This is a genomic window from Aeromonas sp. QDB20 (assembly GCF_027707805.1).
GTDB lineage: Bacteria > Pseudomonadota > Gammaproteobacteria > Enterobacterales > Aeromonadaceae > Aeromonas > Aeromonas dhakensis.
On the sequence record NZ_JAPCJC010000001.1, the window covers coordinates 167,087 to 184,099 of the forward strand.

At 62.8% G+C, this 17,013-nt stretch carries 12 protein-coding genes and 1 other RNA gene; 10 read left to right on the top strand and 3 right to left on the bottom strand.

What is annotated here, in order from left to right; translation table 11 throughout:
• Positions 1-1,602, bottom strand: coding sequence for a carboxyl transferase domain-containing protein (locus PG897_RS00660; protein ID WP_043171669.1), 1,602 nt, complete (start codon positions 1,600-1,602; stop codon positions 1-3).
• Entirely contained in the window at positions 1,599-2,747 is a 1,149-nt protein-coding gene (locus tag PG897_RS00665) for an isovaleryl-CoA dehydrogenase (protein WP_201881848.1), read from the bottom strand. Before PG897_RS00665 ends, PG897_RS00660 begins: the two co-directional genes overlap by 4 nt.
• A 245-nt stretch (positions 2,748-2,992) precedes the next feature.
• Here PG897_RS00665 and PG897_RS00670 point away from each other — a divergent pair, with 245 nt between their 5' ends.
• The 10 genes from PG897_RS00670 to PG897_RS00715 all read left to right on the top strand — a co-directional run bounded on the left by PG897_RS00670 (position 2,993) and on the right by PG897_RS00715 (position 13,751).
• Positions 2,993-4,504, top strand: coding sequence for a CoA-acylating methylmalonate-semialdehyde dehydrogenase (locus tag PG897_RS00670; RefSeq protein WP_201881846.1), 1,512 nt, complete (start codon positions 2,993-2,995; stop codon positions 4,502-4,504).
• 80 nt (positions 4,505-4,584) lie between these two features.
• On the top strand, positions 4,585-5,742 hold the full coding sequence (locus PG897_RS00675; protein WP_201881844.1) for an acyl-CoA dehydrogenase family protein: 1,158 nt from the start codon (positions 4,585-4,587) through the stop codon (positions 5,740-5,742).
• Between the two features lie 123 nt (positions 5,743-5,865).
• The gene (locus PG897_RS00680) at positions 5,866-6,678 is read left to right on the top strand and encodes an enoyl-CoA hydratase (RefSeq protein ID WP_043171672.1); all 813 of its coding nucleotides are present in this window, start codon (positions 5,866-5,868) and stop codon (positions 6,676-6,678) included.
• Between the two features lie 59 nt (positions 6,679-6,737).
• A complete protein-coding gene (locus PG897_RS00685) occupies positions 6,738-7,841 on the top strand; it encodes an enoyl-CoA hydratase/isomerase family protein (RefSeq protein WP_201883557.1) in 1,104 nt (367 codons plus the stop codon).
• A 27-nt stretch (positions 7,842-7,868) separates the two neighbouring features.
• On the top strand, positions 7,869-8,789 hold the full coding sequence (gene mmsB, locus PG897_RS00690) for a 3-hydroxyisobutyrate dehydrogenase (RefSeq protein ID WP_201883558.1): 921 nt from the start codon (positions 7,869-7,871) through the stop codon (positions 8,787-8,789).
• Positions 8,790-8,860: 71 nt separating this feature from the next.
• Complete coding sequence (locus PG897_RS00695; protein WP_019840550.1) at positions 8,861-9,622, top strand: SDR family oxidoreductase; 762 nt, start codon at positions 8,861-8,863, stop codon at positions 9,620-9,622.
• Between the two features lie 389 nt (positions 9,623-10,011).
• Positions 10,012-11,448: an arginine-ornithine antiporter gene (gene arcD, locus PG897_RS00700; RefSeq protein ID WP_270828689.1), complete on the top strand. Its 1,437-nt coding sequence runs from the start codon at positions 10,012-10,014 to the stop codon at positions 11,446-11,448.
• 91 nt (positions 11,449-11,539) lie between these two features.
• The gene (locus tag PG897_RS00705; RefSeq protein ID WP_019840551.1) at positions 11,540-12,328 is read left to right on the top strand and encodes a sulfite exporter TauE/SafE family protein; all 789 of its coding nucleotides are present in this window, start codon (positions 11,540-11,542) and stop codon (positions 12,326-12,328) included.
• A 102-nt stretch (positions 12,329-12,430) separates the two neighbouring features.
• Positions 12,431-12,527, top strand: an RNA gene (ffs, locus tag PG897_RS00710) — signal recognition particle sRNA small type.
• Between the two features lie 84 nt (positions 12,528-12,611).
• On the top strand, positions 12,612-13,751 hold the full coding sequence (locus tag PG897_RS00715) for a site-specific integrase (protein WP_182963761.1): 1,140 nt from the start codon (positions 12,612-12,614) through the stop codon (positions 13,749-13,751).
• 196 nt (positions 13,752-13,947) lie between these two features.
• On the opposite strand, the gene PG897_RS00720 is transcribed toward PG897_RS00715, so the two are convergent.
• The gene (locus PG897_RS00720) at positions 13,948-16,596 is read right to left on the bottom strand and encodes a phage/plasmid primase, P4 family (protein ID WP_270828690.1); all 2,649 of its coding nucleotides are present in this window, start codon (positions 16,594-16,596) and stop codon (positions 13,948-13,950) included.
• Positions 16,597-17,013 lie beyond the last annotated feature (417 nt).

The window sequence follows — 17,013 nt, forward strand, 5'->3', positions numbered from 1 at the left end:
TTACATCCGGAAGATGCCGTACTGTTCCGGGCCGGTCTCGGCCCCCTGACAGGCTGCCAGCGCCAACGCCAGCACGGTGCGACTCTGGGCCGGGTCGATGACGCCGTCATCCCATAGGCGAGCGCTGGCGTAGTAGGGGTGACCCTGACGCTCATACTGCTCGATCACCGGGGCGCGGATGGCGGCCGCCTCCTGCTCGCTCAACGGCTTGCCCTCGGCGGCCAGCTTGTCCCGGCGCACCTGCACCAGCACCCCGGCTGCCTGCTCGCCTCCCATGACGGAGATGCGGCTGTTGGGCCAGCTGAACAGAAAATCGGGGTCGTAGGCGCGCCCGCACATGCCGTAGTTGCCGGCGCCAAAGCTGCCGCCGACGACCAGGGTGATCTTGGGCACCCGGCTGCAGGCCACCGCGGTGACCAGCTTGGCACCGTGCTTGGCGATCCCTTCGCGCTCAGCCGAGCTGCCCACCATAAAGCCGGTGATGTTCTGCAAAAAGAGCAACGGGATGGCGCGCCGGTTGCAGAGCTGGATGAAGTGGGCTCCCTTCTGGGCGCTGTCGCTGTGCAGCACCCCGTTGTTGGCGAGGATCCCCACCGGCATGCCGCAGATCCGGGCAAAACCGGTCACCAGGGTGGTGCCGAACAGCGCCTTGAATTCGTCAAAGTCAGAGCCATCCACCAGTCGGGCGATCAGCTCCCGTGCGTCATAGGGGCGCTTGAGGCTGGTGCCCACCAGGCCGTAGAGCTCCTCGATGGGGTAGCAGGGGGACTCGTAGCCGGGGTTGGTCTCTACCGGCTCATTGCCCAAGTGGGTCACCAGAGTGCGGGCGATGGCCAGGGCATGGGCATCGTCGCGGGCCATGTGATCCGCCACCCCGGAGTGGGCGCAGTGCACCTCGGCGCCGCCCAGGGCCTCGGCGCTGATCTCCTCGCCGGTGGCCGCCTTGACCAGCGGCGGGCCCGCCAGAAAGATGGTGGCCTGCTCCCTGACCATGATGGACTCATCCGCCATGGCGGGCACGTAGGCACCACCGGCGGTGCAGAGCCCCATCACCACCGCCAGCTGCGGGATGTTCTGGGCCGACATGCGGGCCTGGTTGTAGAAGATGCGGCCAAAGTGATCCCGGTCGGGGAACACCTCGTCCTGCATCGGCAAGAAGGCGCCGCCGGAATCCACCAGATAGAGGCAGGGGAGGCGCAGCCGCTCGGCAATGGCCTGGGCGCGCAGGTGCTTTTTCACCGTGAGCGGGTAGTAGGTGCCGCCCTTCACGGTAGCATCGTTCACCACCAGCATGCACAGGCGCCCAGAGACCCGGCCGATACCGGTGAGGATGCCGGCGGCGGGCACCGGCTCGTCATAGACCTGCCAGCCGGCCAGCGCCGAGAGCTCGAGAAACGGGGAGCCCGGGTCTAACAACTGGTTGATGCGCTCGCGGGGCAGCAGCTTGCCGCGGGCCTGATGGCGGGCGTTGTTGGCCGCGCCGCCGCCCAAGGCTATCTCCTCCAGGCGGGCATTGAGATCGTCGACCAGGGCCTGCATGGCGGCCTGATTGGCTTCGTAGTCGGGACTGGCGGTGTCGAGACGGGAGTGGAGCCTGCTCATGCATTATCCCCCATCAGCTCGCGACCGATGAGCCAGCGGCGGATCTCCGAGGTGCCGGCGCCTATCTCGTAGAGCTTGGCGTCCCGCAGCAGGCGGCCGGTGGGGTATTCGTTGATGTAGCCGTTGCCGCCGAGCAGCTGGATGGCATCGAGCGCCATCTGGGTGGCATTTTCGGCGGCAAACAGGATGGCGGCGGCACAATCCTTGCGGCTGGTGCGGCCCTGATCGCAGGCGCTCGCCACCGAATAGACCAGCGCCCGGCTGCTGGCGAGGCGGGTATACATGTCGGCAAGCTTGCCCTGCACCAGCTGGAACTCACCGATGGCCTGGCCGAACTGCTTGCGCTCGCGCACATAGGGCAGCACCACGTCCATGCAGGCCTGCATGATGCCGAGCGGGCCGGCCGCCAGCACCACTCGCTCGTAATCGAGCCCGCTCATCAACACCTTGACCCCGCCGTGCAGGGGGCCCAGCAGGTTTTCCTGCGGCACCCGGCAGTTGTCGAACACCAGCTCGCAGGTGCTGGAGCCGCGCATGCCGAGCTTGTCGAGCTTCTGGGCGGTGGAAAAACCTGGGGTCTCCGCCTCGACGATAAAGGCAGAAATCCCTTTGGGCCCGGCGGCGGGATCCGTCTTGGCATAGATGACGAAGGTGTCGGCATCGGGCCCGTTGGTGATCCACATCTTGTTGCCGTTGAGCACGAAGTGATCCCCCTCGCGCACCGCGGTGAGGCGCATGCTCACCACGTCGGAGCCGGCGCCCGGCTCGCTCATGGCCAGGGCCCCCACATGCTTGCCGCTCACCAGCGGCGGCAGGTAGCGCGCTTTCTGCGCCGCCGTGCCGTGGCGGTGGATCTGGTTGATGCAGAGGTTGGAGTGGGCGCCGTAGGAGAGGCCGACCGAGGCGCTGGCGCGGCTTACCTGCTCCATTACCAGCACATGGGCCAGATAGCCGAGGTTCACCCCGTCATACTCCTCCGCCACCGTGATGCCGTGCAGCCCCAGCTCACCCATCCGGGGCCAGATATCGCGGGGGAAGACGTTGCTCTGATCGATGTCGCCGGCCCGCGGCGCGATCACTTTCTGGCAGAAGGCCTCGACCTGCTCGGTCAGGGCGCACAGGGTCTCGTCCATCACTGCATGCATCCTTGCTCTCCTCATATGAAGGGGTGACAGCCTGGCGGCCGAGCCGAAACAGGGGGCCAAACTGGTCAGTCCATTTGTGATTTAAGTTTACGTTAGCGTAAACGTAAATTGATTGTTAGTCTAAGGTAAATTTGTTGCGCCATGACGGCAAGGGCGATTGCCCGGTCGTGATGGTCCCCCGTCACAGGAGTGCCCATGGCCCGCCCGCAAACGGCCCATGATGTGCCAGCAAGGAGAGAGTGCCCATGAACAACCATCAGACCCGGTTCGGTGACGTGCCGCTGCACATCGGCGGGGAAGCGTACCCTTCCGCGAGCGAACAGTGGATCGAGGTGACCGACCCGGCGGATCAGAGCCTGCTGGCGCGAGTGCCAAAGGCCACCTCGGCGGAAATTGCGCTGGCGGTGCGCACCGCCCACGACGCCTATCTGCTGTGGCGAGAGGTGCCGGCCTCCGAGCGGGCCCGGGTGATGTTCAACTACCAGCATCTGTTGAAGACGCATCACGACGAGCTGGCGGCCCTGCTGGCCCAGGAGACCGGCAAGAACCTGGCGGATGCCAAAGGGGACGTGTGGCGCGGCATCGAGGTGGTGGAGCAGGCCTGCGCCATCGCCAGCCAGACCCTGGGGGAGACCATGGGCAACGTGGCCCGCCGGGTCGACGGCCACTCCTGGGTGCAGCCGCTCGGGGTCTGCCTTGGCATCACCCCCTTCAACTTTCCGGCCATGATCCCGCTCTGGATGTTCCCGCTGGCGGTGGCCTGCGGCAACGGCTTCGTGCTCAAGCCCTCCGAGCAGGATCCGCTTACCCCCATGCGCCTGGCCGAGCTGTTTGCCGAGGCAGGGGCCCCCAGGGGCATTCTGTCGGTGGTGCATGGCGGCGCCGAGCAGGTGGATGCCCTGCTGGCCCATCCCGACATCAAGGCGGTCAGCTTCGTCGGCTCGGCCCGGGTCGGCGGCCACGTCTATCGCAGCGCTACTTCCCAGCTCAAGCGGGCCCAGTGTTTTGTCGGTGCCAAGAACCACATGGTGATCATGCCGGATGCCAACAAGGCGCAGGTGCTGAGCAACCTGGTGGGGGCCGGGGTCGGCGCCGCCGGTCAGCGCTGCATGGCCATCAGCGTGGCGGTGTTCGTGGGCACTGCCCGGGAGTGGATCCCCGAGCTCGCTGCCAAGTTCGCCAAGGTGAAGCCCGGTGTCTGGCACGATCCTGAAGCGGCTTATGGCCCGCTCATCAGCCCGGAGGCCAAAGTCAGGGTGGAGGGGCTTATCGAGGCGGGGATCGCCGAGGGGGCCGAGTGCCTGCTGGACGGCCGCTTCTGCGACGTGCCCGGCTACCCGGTGGGCAACTGGGTGGGGCCGACCCTGTTTCGCGGCGTGACTCCCGAGATGCGTATCTACAAGGAGGAGATCTTCGGGCCCGTGCTGGCCTGCCTCGAGGTGGCGAACCTCGATGAGGCGCTCGCCCTCATCAACGACAACCCCTACGGCAACGGCACCTCCATCTTCACCGGCTGCGGCGCCGCCGCCCGCAAGTTCCGTCACGAGGTGGCGGTGGGCCAGGTGGGGATCAACGTGCCCATTCCGGTGCCGCTGCCGTTCTTCTCCTTCACCGGCTGGCGCGGCTCCTTCTACGGGGATCTGCACGCCTACGGCAAGCAGGCGGTGCGTTTTTACACCGAGACCAAGACGGTGACCGAACGCTGGTTCGACGAAGACATCCCGACCGGCCCCAACATGACCATCCAGCTGCGCTGATGGCGGATGCCGCCCGGGTTGTCCGGGCGCACTCATTGACAGCAACGGAACGACCGAACAAGTACAAGGAAGCAAACAAGATGGATTTTAACCTGACCCCGGATCAGCAGGCCTATGTGGAGGCTGCCAGTGCCTTTGCCGAGGAGGCGCTCAAGCCCCACGCCGCGCGCTGGGACAAGGAGCACGAGTTTCCTGTCCCTACCATCAAGCAGGCGGCGGCGCTTGGCTTTTGTGGCCTCTACACCCCGGAGCAGTACGGCGGCCTCGGCCTGCCGAGGCTCGATGCCAGCCTTATCTTCGAGCGCCTCGCCATGGGCTGCACCTCCACCACCGCCTATCTGACCATCCACAACATGGTGAGCTGGATGCTGGGCAGCTGGTTGCCTGCCGAGGTGGCCGAGGAGTGGGTACCCAGGCTGGCCAGCGGCGAGCTGCTGGGCTCTTATTGCCTCACCGAACCGGGGGCTGGCTCCGATGCGGCGGCCCTCAAGACCCGCGCCGTGCGCGATGGCTTGGATTATCTTCTTGACGGCAGCAAGGTGTTCATCTCGGGCGCCGGCAGCACCGACGTGCTGGTGGTGATGGCCCGCACCGGTGGCGAGGGGGCGAAGGGGATCTCCGCCTTCATGGTACCGGCCCAGACCCTCGGCGTGAGTTACGGCAAGGCGGAGGAGAAGATGGGCTGGAACAGCCAGCCGACCCGGGAGGTGAACTTCAGCGCCGTGCGCATTCCCGCCCGTTATCGGCTGGGGCAGGAGGGCGAGGGGTTCAAGTTCGCCATGCAGGCCCTCGATGGCGGGCGCATCAACATCGCCACCTGCTCGGTCGGCACCGCCCAGCAGGCTCTCGACGATGCCCTGGCCCATGTGCAGCAGCGCCAGCAATTTGGCCACCCGATCAGCGAATTCCAGAGCGTGCAGTTTCGCCTCGCCGACATGGCCACCGAGCTCGCCGCCGCCCGGCTGCTGGTGCGTCAGGCGGCCGCGAGACTCGATGCCGGGGCGCCGGACAAGAGCGCCTGGTGCGCCATGGCCAAGCGCTTTGCCACCGATGTGGGCCACCGCATCTGCGACGACGCCCTGCAACTCTTTGGCGGCTATGGTTATATCCGCGAGTACCCGCTCGAGCGCTACCTGCGCGATACCCGGGTCCACCGCATTCTGGAGGGGACGAATGAAGTGATGCGGCTCATCATCGCCCGCCGTCTGCTGGCCGAGCCCGGTCTGGCACTGGAGTAGCGAGAGGGTGCCGCCCTGACGACGCGGTTGGCGTGACTCGTCGTCAGGCTTTGTGAGCCAGCCGTAGGTCGGCTCCATTCAACCCTGTCATCATGGGGCAGGTTTTTTGACAAGGACAACGCAATGACAAGGATCAGGCTCGAATATCACGGTCACGTGGCCTATATCACCCTCGACCATCCTCCCGCCAACACCTGGACGCTCGCCAGCCTGCAGGCCTTCTTGCAGATGATGGTGGAACTCGACGGCCGCCCCGACGTGGTGGCGCTGGTGATCCGCGGGGCCGGAGACAAGTTCTTCTGTGCCGGCGCCGATCTCAACATGTTTGCCGACGGCAACCTGGAGCACGCCCGCGAAGTGGCCGAGGCCTTTGGCCGCGCCTTCGAGGCGCTGGCCCGCTTTCACGGGGTCAGCATCGCCGCCATCAACGGCTACGCCATGGGGGGCGGCCTTGAGGTAGCGCTGGCCTGCGATATCCGCATCGCCGAGCAGCAGGCCAAGCTGGGCTTGCCGGAGGCCTCGGTGGGCTTGCTGCCCTGCGCCGGCGGTACCCAGCGCCTCACCGAATTGGTGGGGCCGGGCTGGGCCAAACGGATGATCCTCTGCGGCGAGAAGGTGAGCGCCACCCTGGCCTACGAAATGGGGCTGGTGGAGGAGGTGGTGAAGGAGGGCCACGCCTGGGAAGCGGCGCACCAGATGGCCCAGTTGGTGGAGCGCCAGAGCCCGAGCGCCCTGCGCGCCTGCAAGACCCTAATCAATCAGGGGCGCAGCGGCCATCGGGACGCGGCGCTGCCGCTGGAGCGCAGCCTGTTCCTCACCCTGTTTGACGATGCCAACCAGCGCGAAGGGGTGGCCGCCTTCCTCGAGAAACGGGCCCCGCGCTGGCACTACGACCAATCGAAGCCTGTGAAGAGTGAGGGAGTGAAGGATGAATGAGGTAATGATGGCGGCCCGCCGTGTCGCAGGGGCTGATACCCGGTCTGCGGAGGCTAGCCATGAGTGAGCCTGTGCGCATCGAGACCCACCCCACCGCGGATGGTCGCCACATCGGCATGCTGACCCTGGACAGCCCCGCCTCCCTCAATGCCCTGAGCCTTGAGATGATCCAGTTGTTGCAGGCGGCGCTGACCCGCTGGGAGCAGGATCCGACCATCGTCTGCGTGCTGCTGCAGGGGGCCGGCGAGAAGGCGTTTTGCGCCGGCGGCGACATCCGCTCTTTTTATTACCGCAAGCAGGAGGCGAGCGAGTCGGCACTGTTTGGCTATGCCCGCGACTTCTTTGAGCAGGAGTACCGGCTCGATCATCACATCCACTGCTACAGCAAGCCCCTCATCTGCGTGGCGGACGGCATCTGCATGGGGGGCGGCATCGGCCTCTTTGCCGGGGCCGGTTTTCGGGTAGTGACCGAGAAGAGCCTGTTCGCCATGCCGGAGGTGACCATCGGCCTCTACCCCGATGTGGGGGCCAGCTGGTTTTTGAGCCGCATGCCGGGCCGGCTCGGGCTCTGGCTCGGTCTCACCGGGGCTCGCTTCAACGGGGCGGACGCCATCGGTCTGGGTCTGGCGGATCACGCCATGGCGAGCCACGAGCGGGCGGAGCTGCCGGCGCGCCTCGCCGCCCTCGACTGGTCCGGCGCTGTCGATGCCAGCGAGCAGATCGAGGGGCTGCTGGCCGGTTTGCAGCGATCCCTTGGCCAGACGCTGCCGACCCCCGTGCTGTTGCCCCACCAGGCCCGCATCGATACGCTGTTGGCCGGCCGCTCCCTGCAAGGGGTGTTGGCACGCCTCGAGGGTGCCGAGCTGGACGAACCGGCGCTGGCCCAGGCGCGGGCGACTTGCCAGAGCGGCAGCCCCATCAGCCGCGCTATTCTCTGGCGCCAGTTCTGGCAGGCACGGCGCCAGTCGCTGGCCGAGGTGTTTGCCGACGAGCTGACCCTCTCGGTCAACTGCGTGCTCAGAGGGGACTTCGTGGAAGGGGTGCGGGCCCTGCTCATCGACAAGGACAAATCCCCCCGCTGGCAGGCCCCGCAGACGGGCGAGGCCTGGCTGGATGCCTTCTATCGCTGGCCCGAGGGGGACAACCCCTTGCGCCCCCGCTGACGCGGGATCACACACAAGGAACAGACCATGACAAGGATTGGATTTATCGGGCTTGGCAACATGGGGGGCCCCATGGCCGCCAACCTGGCCAGGGCGGGGCACACAGTGCAGGTGTTTGATCTGGTGGCCGAGAGCCTGACCCGCGCCATCGAGGCTGGCTGCATCGCCGCCGGCGATGCCCGCGAGGCGGTGAGCGGCTGCGAGCTGGTGATCAGCATGCTGCCGGCGGGGGAGCATGTGCGCAGCCTCTGGCTTGGCGAGAGCGCCGGTGAGCGGGGCGGGCAGGATCTGCTGGCGGCCCTGCCGCACGGCGCCCTGGTCATCGACTGCTCCACCATAGACGTGGCCTCGGCCCGCCAGGTAGGGGCGGCGGCGAAGGCGCGCGGCATCCGTTTTCTCGATGCTCCGGTGTCGGGAGGGGTGGCCGGCGCGGCGGCGGGGACGCTGACCTTCATCGTCGGCGGCGAACAGGCGGATTTTGAAGCGGCCAAACCCGTACTCGCCTGCATGGGGCAAAACCTGTTTCACGCCGGGGCGCTCGGTGCTGGCCAGATCGCCAAGATGTGCAACAACATGCTGCTCGCCATCCACATGGCGGGCACTGCGGAAGCGCTGGCGCTCGGGGTCAAGGAGGGGCTGGATCCGGGCGTGCTCTCCACCATCATGGGCAAGAGCTCGGGCAACAACTGGAGCCTCGAGCGCTACAACCCCTGGCCCGGGGTGATGGAGAACGTGCCGGCGTCGCGCAACTATCAGGGGGGCTTCATGACCCGGTTGATGGTCAAAGACTTAGGATTGGCCATGGCCCTGGCCGAGCATGCCCACAGCGCCGTGCCCATGGGGGCGCTGGCCCGCAACCTCTTCAACCTGCACGCCACCAAGGGGCAGGGGGGCCGGGATTTTTCCAGCATCGTCGAACTCTATCTGGACAAGACAGAGCCGGGTTAAGGGCCGCTATCTACCTTTTTACCCGATAGTCTTTGACTCGATAGTCACCGGCCATCTCACCAGGAGCATTTATGGATATCACACAGAAAGTCATCGCCATCACGGGGGCGGGCAGGGGGCTGGGCCGCGCCATCGCCCTGAGTCTGGCGGAACAGGGGGCGCAGCTTGCGCTCATCGACGTCAACCGCACCGATCTGGAGGTGACCGAGGCGGAGGTGCGCAGCCGTGACGGCCGCTGCGCCCTGTTCGTCTGCAACGTGGCCAGCGAACCGGAGGTCGAGGCGACCTTCACCGCCATCAAGGATCAGTTCGGGGTCCTGCACGGCCTCGTCAACTGTGCCGGTATTCTGCGGGACGGCATGCTGATCAAGGTGAAGGAGGGGTTGCTTGCGGAGAAGATGAGCCTGGCCCAGTGGCAGAGCGTCATCGACGTCAACCTCACCGGCACCTTCCTGTGCGGGCGCGAGGGGGCGGCGCTGATGGCCACCGGCGGGGAGGGGGGCGTCATCATCAACATCTCCTCCATCGCCCGCGCCGGTAACATGGGCCAGAGCAACTATGCCGCCAGCAAGGCAGGGGTGGCCTCGCTGGTGGTCACCTGGGGGAAGGAGCTGGCCCGCCACGGCATCCGGGTGATGGGCATCGCCCCCGGGGTGTTTGCCACCGACATGACGGCGGCGATGAAGCCCGAAGCCATGGCCCGCATGCAGCAGGCCATCCCGGTGGGGAGCCTCGGGCAGGCGGCGCAGCTGGCTCAGACGGTGCATTTTATTCTCGCCAATGACTATCTGTCGGGGCGGATGATCGAGCTGGACGGCGGCTTGCGCCTCTAGATTCCGGCTCTCTTTTGCAGATGCCCCTGGCCCTCGGCGCAGGGGCATTTTTATTGAAACGTTTGTCAGCAGTCAGGTTTGCCGAGCTCGGCTGCAAGCTGCATTCTCATGCAGGTCTTATCCGCAAAAAGGGGGCTCAGGTCATGGAAAAATGTGAAATATCAACGGGTCTTTCTTAATTTGAACCAGCTCACAGGCCCCCGGGGTCAGTGCTGTAAAATTGCGCGCGGTCAAGGCGGTGCATGATTGACGGTACGAGGGATTGCGGTCGGAATAGTCATGCAATATAGTTGCCGCCTTTTTCACGGGGTACGGATTTCTAGCCCCTCCCATATTGCGCGCAGTATGAATACGGACGCTCTGCCGCCGCCTAATTAAACAGGATTGAGATGGACAAGAAACTGGGGCTTGGCGCCCTCATCTCGCTGGTGATCGGCTCCATGATCGGTGCCGGGGTCTTCAGTCTGCCGCAAAACATCGCCGCTCATGCCAGTGCCGGGGCCGTCGCTTTGGGATGGGCCATCACAGGTATCGGCATGATCTGCCTCGCGCTGGTGTATCAGAATCTCTCCATGCGTCGCCCGGATCTCGATGGCGGCATCTTCAGCTATGCCAAGGCCGGTTTCGGCGATTTCATCGGTTTCAACGCCGCCTGGGGCTACTGGCTCTGCCAGCTGCTGGCCAACGTCTCCTACGCCATCGTGGTGTTCAGTGCGCTGAGCTACTTCTTCGATACACCGGACAACGTCATTTTCGGTGACGGCAACACCCCGGTGGCCATCACGCTCGCCTCCATCCTCATCTGGTCGGTACACGCCCTGGTGCTGCGCGGCATCCAGGTGGCGGCGCTGGTGAACATCGTCACCACCATCGCCAAGATGGTGCCCCTCATCGTCTTCTGCGTGGCCATCCTGCTCGCCTTCAACATGGAGACCTTCACCCTGGACATCTGGGGTCAGGGCACCCCTGAGCTGGGTTCGGTGATGGATCAGGTCAAGTCCACCATGAAAGTGACGCTCTGGGTCTTCATCGGCATCGAGGGGGCCGTGGTGGTCTCCGCCCGTGCCCGCCATCGCAAGGACGTAGGCCGTGCCACCGTGCTGGCACTGCTGGGGGCCCTGACGCTCTACGTCATGGTGACCCTGTTCTCGCTGGGGGTCATGAACCAGCCGCAACTGGCGGCCCTCAAGAACCCCTCCACCGCCATGATCCTGGAAGCCGTGGTCGGCCCCTGGGGCGCCTGGCTCATCAACATCGGCCTGGTCATCTCTGTGATGGGGGCCCTGCTGAGCTGGACCGTGCTGGCGGCGGAAGTGCCCTACATCGCGGGCAAGACCGGCGTCTTCCCCGGCTGGTTCGCCAAGGAGAACAAGAACGGCTCGCCGCAGGTGTCGCTCTGGTGCTCCACCTGCCTGGTACAGACCTTCCTCATCATCATCTACTTCCAGAGCAGCACCTATCTGGCGCTGGTCAACATCGCCACCTCGGCGGCGCTGGTGCCCTACGTCTTCTCCGGCGCCTACGGGCTGAAGCTGGCGTTGAAAGGGGAGACCTACGCAGGTCAGCCCCATCAGCGCAAGCGCGACCTGTTCCTGGCGCTGGTGGCGACCGTCTATGGCTGCTGGCTGGTCTATGCCGCCGGGGTCGAGTACCTGCTGCTGGTGGCGCTGCTCTACAGCCCCGGCATCTTCATCTACTGGAAGGCGCGCCAGCACCATGGGCTGCGCGGCCTCAACCGGCTGGAGCAGGGGATGACGGCGGCCCTGCTCGGTTGCGCCGTGCTGGCCTTCTACAAGGTGATGGACGGTACCATTCCCTTGAGTTAACCGGCACAATGAAGAGATGGCCCAAGGGCCATCTCTTTTTTTATGTGCTGCACACGACTCGGTGCGCGGCAGAGCCTCGGAAGGAATTTTTATGCTGTTTATGGGTTATCTGCTGCTGGGGGCATTCGCCGGCATGCTGGCGGGATTGTTCGGCATCGGCGGCGGTCTCATCATAGTGCCCGTGCTGGTACTGAGCTTTCACGCCCAGGGGGTCGCCCCCGACATCATTACCCATCTGGCACTCGGCACCTCGCTGCCCACCATGATCTTCACCGGCTTCAGCTCCCTGCGCGCCCATCAGGAGGCCGGGGCGGTGGACTGGGTGATGATCCGCCGGCTTGGCGCCGGCATGCTGATCGGGGCCTGGCTCGGCGGCATGACCGCCAATCTGCTCAGCGCCAGCACCCTCAACATCATCATCGGCTGCTTCGCCTGGACCATGGCGCTGCAGATGGGGCTCAACCTCAAGCCCAAGGCGGAGCGCCATCTGCCGGGGGCGCTCGGCACCGGCATCGCCGGCACCCTCATCGGCTGGATGTCGGCACTGTTTGGCATCGGTGGCGGCTCGCTGACCGTGCCTTATCTGAGCTGGAACAGCGTGCCGATGCGCAACGCCGTGGCGGCCTCCGCCGCCTGCAGCATGCCCATCGCCCTGGCAGGCAGCCTCAGCTACCTCTACGCCGGCTGGGGCAACCCGGATCTGCCAGAGTGGAGCCTGGGTTACATCTATCTGCCGGCGCTGCTTGGCATAGTGCTCACCAGTACCCAGTTTGCCCGGGTGGGGGCCAAGCTGGCGCACCGACTCTCTCCCCAGCGGCTCAAGCAGGCGTTCGCCCTGTTGATGCTGCTGGTGGGGGCCAAATTCATGCTGTTTAGCTGAACCCTTGGCCAGATTGTTGAAAAATAAGGCGAACGGCATGAGCGAGGGCAGAAAGCCGTTGCATTGATGGGCCAGTTTGCCTATTCTCCTCGCCGGTGGTCCTATTGGTCCTCTCGCATTGATAACCCGTCGACCTGGTCAGGACCGGAAGGTAGCAGCCAAGGCGGGGGACTCGAGTGCCGGGATGTGGCTGGTAGGGCCACCACTTGTTTCTGCAATTCAATAAGTTAGCTTTCTAAAGCCCTTGGTCATCCACTTTGTGTGGACGACGAGGAGCTCATCGATGAATCTCTGGCTCAGTCCCCACGGCATCTGGTATTACCGGAAAGTCACCACGCTCCCCTGTGGTCGTCGTAAAGAGATCAAAAAATCCCTGCATACCCGAGACAAGCTGACGGCCCGTGCAGCTGTTGCAAAGCTGCTTGCCTGCGTGCGTTCCAAAGCTCAGCCAGTCGTGCAACCCACAAGCGAGCCTGAGAACCCGCAACCTCAGCCGTACATCAAGCCTGCTGTTCCGGCGGCCAGACCGCTTGCTCCGCTGTTGTCGGTCTTGAGTGGCCGCTATCTGAAAGAGAAGGCCCTCTCCTGGGCACCGAAAGAGCTCAGCAACCAGAAGAACTACATCGGCTGCTTCATCAAGGCGCTGGGTGATAGACCGGCTGCTGACTATGCGAAAGCGGATGTGGTCAAGTTCAAGGAGGACCTGCTGAACTCCGGCAAGAGTCCGACCACCATCAACAAGTATCTCCAGAAGCTCTCCCTGCTGTTTAACTGGCTGGCTAACCATCAGGAGGGGGTCATCAACCACTTCGCCGGATTGAAGCTGCAGCGAGCCAAGGAGGTGAACTCACGAAGTGGATACACAGCGGAAGAACGTCGCAAGTTTATCGGGTGGGCTAAGCAGCAAGAGCCCCACCGTAGGTGGATTGCTCTGCTGGGTCTGTTCACCGGAGCTCGTGCCAACGAAATCTGTCAGCTCTATGCCGATGATGTGCAACAGGTTGACGGTATATGGTGCCTGAATATTCGCAATGGACGGCCAGACCAGAAACTCAAGACGGTCAACAGTGCTCGCCTAGTTCCTCTCCATAGATATCTCCTCCAGAGCGGTTTCATCGAGTTTGTGAAGGGGCGAGCAGGGGGGCGACTCTTCACCGAGCTACCCCATCGTCAGGACGGTTATAGTCACCTGTGGGGGCAGTGGTTTAGCCGCCATCGCCCTGTCGACAAGGATTTCCACAGCCTGCGGCATACCGTGGGGACAGCCCTCAAAGATCACGGTGTGCCATTGCAGTATGCGGCGGCGATCTTGGGCCACACCAACGGGGCGATCAGCTATGACCGATATGGAGGGGATGTCTCGCTGGAGAAGCTCAAAGAGGTGATAGAGGCGGCCCTCTCATCCTTTGCTGATGCCGGATAAAGGGAAGGATGGGGCTGCTGAGATGCTGAAATTTTGGCATTTTTAAGAACTTTTTCTACGATGTTTCATACAGTAAAAGTTCTATAAATAGCTGAAATTTCAGCAGATTGACTACTTGGTTTGGGCTCTTTGCCTTTGTTGGCGGGCAAAACGGGAAAATCAAAAACGGCAGAGGGGCCCGCAGGCCCCCCATTCATCATACTGTGTAGTTCGCTCCTGTCTCCGGCTGCTCTCGGTGGGCTGATGAGACCGTCATGTCAGCCATCTCGCTATCTAGCAGGGTCAATCCGATGATGGTTACCTTGCTGTTGTATCGGGTGGTGGCAAAGCCCTTCTCCATCAGCTTTTTCTTCAGGGCCTGCTGCTTCATGGCCCATTCACCGTTCTGCTTGATCCACTCGCAGTAGACTGCATAGACCTCGCTCATGGGCACTTTGGCCCCTGCTCTGGCCTGGGTGCACTCTTCCAGGAAGCAGCCAACCATATCCGACTCGGCACGGTAGGTCTCGACATCCTGCTTGAGACGAGCAGGAGTCGATGCCTTGAGTCTCTGCTCTTGCCACATCTGGCAGCCCTGGATGGCCCAGTTCAGAATGCCTGGCATCTCGGCCCGTAGCTTCTCCATCAGCATGGGGTCTAGCTGTGCCTTCGTGAATGAAGCATTGAAGGGCAGCATCAGCATCCGACGCCACATACCATTGCTGGTATCGCGGATCTCGGGCTTGTGGTTGCCCACCATCACCAGTGAGAAGGTCGGGCGGAACTCCATCTCCTTCTTGGCGTAGGGAGCACGTGCGACAATCACGTCATCCCCCGTCATGGCTTTCACCAAGTTCTCATCCATGCGAGATCCCTCTGGCAGTTCGTTGGCCACCACTAGACGGGCATCCACCAGCTTGGTCAGTGACGGGTTCGGCCCGGTATTACCGTTGCGGTTAAACAGCAAGACGTTACTGCTGATTTGCCGACTGAACTCTCCCAGCAACTGCTGAATGACCGACATGAAGGTACTCTTGCCGTTGCAGCCGCCCCCGTGGAGGAAGAACAGGAGCTGTTCGTCGGTGCGGCCGGTGATCCAGTAGCCCACACAACGTTGCAGGAAGGCGGCATACTCGGCATCTCCACAGGTGATCTCGCCGATGAACTGCTCCCATCGCGGGCAGGTAGCGGCCGAGTCATAGGCCACCGGGCTATGGTGGGTCATCATGAATGCCCGTCTTGGTGCCAGCAGGCGACCCGACTTCAGGTCGATGACACCATTCGTCGTGCCCAACAGCATCGGGTTGGCGTTCAGCTCGTGCAGTCTTGCCGTCATCATCGGCTTGGCCAGCTCCAGCATGTTCTGAATGCCAGCCCGGTTAAGGCTGCTAGAGCCGTGTCTGAGCACTGTATAGGCCCAAGACAGCTCCTCTTTCTTGCATGCCTGCTTGATCAATGCCTGCCCGATTTCCTGGATCTCTTTGCCCACTGTTTGAGCAAGGGTCATTGGCGTCAAGTCATTCTGGGTCCAGTGCGTACCATCAAAGTGGATGAAGCCACCTAACTCAGGGACGAACTTCAGGTTATGCCCGTGCATCTGCACAAACCGTTCGGCGTTGGCCGAATCGTTGAGCTCGTTTTCAAAGATGGCAGTACGTGGCATGACCTTGACGACTTCCGGCAGCTGATCATCGTCCTGGACGGCTTCGGCTTCGGCTTCGGCTTCGGCTTCGGCTTCGGCCACAGACTCAACCAGAGTGAATGCCGCCACCAGCTCGGTTAGAGGCAACGGGTTGTCGCCGTGTAGATATTCGTCGATGTCCTTGACGCTATCCGGCAGCTTGACTTGGGTCAGCTTGAGACCGAGTTGGGCAACCTTGGAGCGGTACTTCTCGCCCGCTTCATCAGTGTCGAAGAAGGTCACGACGTCTCGATCAGCCAGCTCACGCCCCAGCCACGCCAATTGGGTTTGCGACAGCGTGCCAATGGTCGCGAGCACAGGGCCCGGCCAACCGGCATCTACCAGCGACAGGCGGTCATTCTCTCCCTCTACCAGGGCGACAGGGCCGGGGGAATTCAGGCTCTCTTCCCCGTAGAACTGCACCCCGTTAAGCCAATGACGGCTCGGTAGTTGGTACGGCTGACCCTTGTTTGGATCCTTGAAGGTGAAGCGACTGACTTGTCCGTTGCGGTCGAAGTGCGGGAACACATAGACACCACGCGGGAAGAAGTCACGCAGGAGGTCTGGGCTCTCCTGGCTGGCTTTGGCCAGACCGGAGGCCAGTCGCTCCTCTTGGCTGAATCCTGCATCCTTTAGTGCCTTGTTCAGGCCACCGGAGAAGCCGATATCCAACCCCACCAGCACCTCCTCAGAGTGGCCACGCCGCTCCATCAGCTCCTCTACATTTAGGCGAGCTTGGTAGTGACGAGCTGCGAGGTTGAAGAGTTCTTGCAGGCGAGCGGGTGGGGCCGTGTAGACCGGCTGCTCCAGCTTCACTACTTTGCGAACGGTCGGAGCGACTGACAGCTCTCCCAGCAGGAGTAAACGGGCGGCATCAGACGCCTTGTCGGCTTGACCGCACTTGACGATAAGCTCGAACACATCCCCTCTCTCCTCACAGCTATAGCAGTGGAACTTATCGTCGTCAGGATAGAGGGTGAAGCAGTCGTTATGGCCACACAGTGGGCAACTGGCATCGTCCAGTCGATAGGTGTTGGAGCCGACTTTCTTGACGTCTTGCCCGGTCAGGGCCGAGGTGACATCCATAATGGGGAACTGCTCTTTGATGGCAGCAAAGTCGAGAGTCAGGGAGTGGCCTGCATCGGCCAGGGCAAATTCAAGATCAAATTGAGTGGATTGAGACATGATGTCTCTCCTCTTAGATGACCGCTGCTGGAACTAAAATCAGGTTGAGTGCGTTCCAAGCGGCGGTAATCAGGTCGGGTAATTGGCGCCCCCCGAGGGCTTATGGCGTGAGCCAAGGTGCGATGTGCGGGGGCGTCTGCCCGCCGACAATACCGACTATACACATCGGCAGAAGCAATACAACCCCTCTTTTTTCATCCCTAAGGCCCCATTTCGTGTTTTTGTTGTGAACAATGCAAAAACAGTACTTGATGAAATTTATGAAAGGTTTATCGACAATTTGTGGTGCTAAGTGGGTCTCTCTATTTCACGTCAGGCACTTGTTCACACCCTCCTTAGGGAAAGTGCGAACAAGTATCCCAAGAACAAAAAATGAAAATTTTAGTCATTTAATATCAATGGGTTACCAGTAAATGC

Excerpts from the sequence above, each read along its gene's own strand:
- PG897_RS00680 (WP_043171672.1), top strand. The coding sequence starts at position 5,866 with ATGACAAGGATCAGGCTCGAATATCACGGTCACGTGGCCTATATCACC.
- PG897_RS00720 (WP_270828690.1), bottom strand. The coding sequence starts at position 16,596 with ATGTCTCAATCCACTCAATTTGATCTTGAATTTGCCCTGGCCGATGCA.
- PG897_RS00660 (WP_043171669.1), bottom strand. The coding sequence starts at position 1,602 with ATGAGCAGGCTCCACTCCCGTCTCGACACCGCCAGTCCCGACTACGAA.
- mmsB (WP_201883558.1), top strand. The coding sequence starts at position 7,869 with ATGACAAGGATTGGATTTATCGGGCTTGGCAACATGGGGGGCCCCATG.
- PG897_RS00705 (WP_019840551.1), top strand. The coding sequence starts at position 11,540 with ATGCTGTTTATGGGTTATCTGCTGCTGGGGGCATTCGCCGGCATGCTG.
- PG897_RS00695 (WP_019840550.1), top strand. The coding sequence starts at position 8,861 with ATGGATATCACACAGAAAGTCATCGCCATCACGGGGGCGGGCAGGGGG.
- PG897_RS00665 (WP_201881848.1), bottom strand. The coding sequence starts at position 2,747 with ATGCATGCAGTGATGGACGAGACCCTGTGCGCCCTGACCGAGCAGGTC.
- arcD (WP_270828689.1), top strand. The coding sequence starts at position 10,012 with ATGGACAAGAAACTGGGGCTTGGCGCCCTCATCTCGCTGGTGATCGGC.
- PG897_RS00675 (WP_201881844.1), top strand. The coding sequence starts at position 4,585 with ATGGATTTTAACCTGACCCCGGATCAGCAGGCCTATGTGGAGGCTGCC.
- PG897_RS00685 (WP_201883557.1), top strand. The coding sequence starts at position 6,738 with ATGAGTGAGCCTGTGCGCATCGAGACCCACCCCACCGCGGATGGTCGC.
- PG897_RS00670 (WP_201881846.1), top strand. The coding sequence starts at position 2,993 with ATGAACAACCATCAGACCCGGTTCGGTGACGTGCCGCTGCACATCGGC.
- PG897_RS00715 (WP_182963761.1), top strand. The coding sequence starts at position 12,612 with ATGAATCTCTGGCTCAGTCCCCACGGCATCTGGTATTACCGGAAAGTC.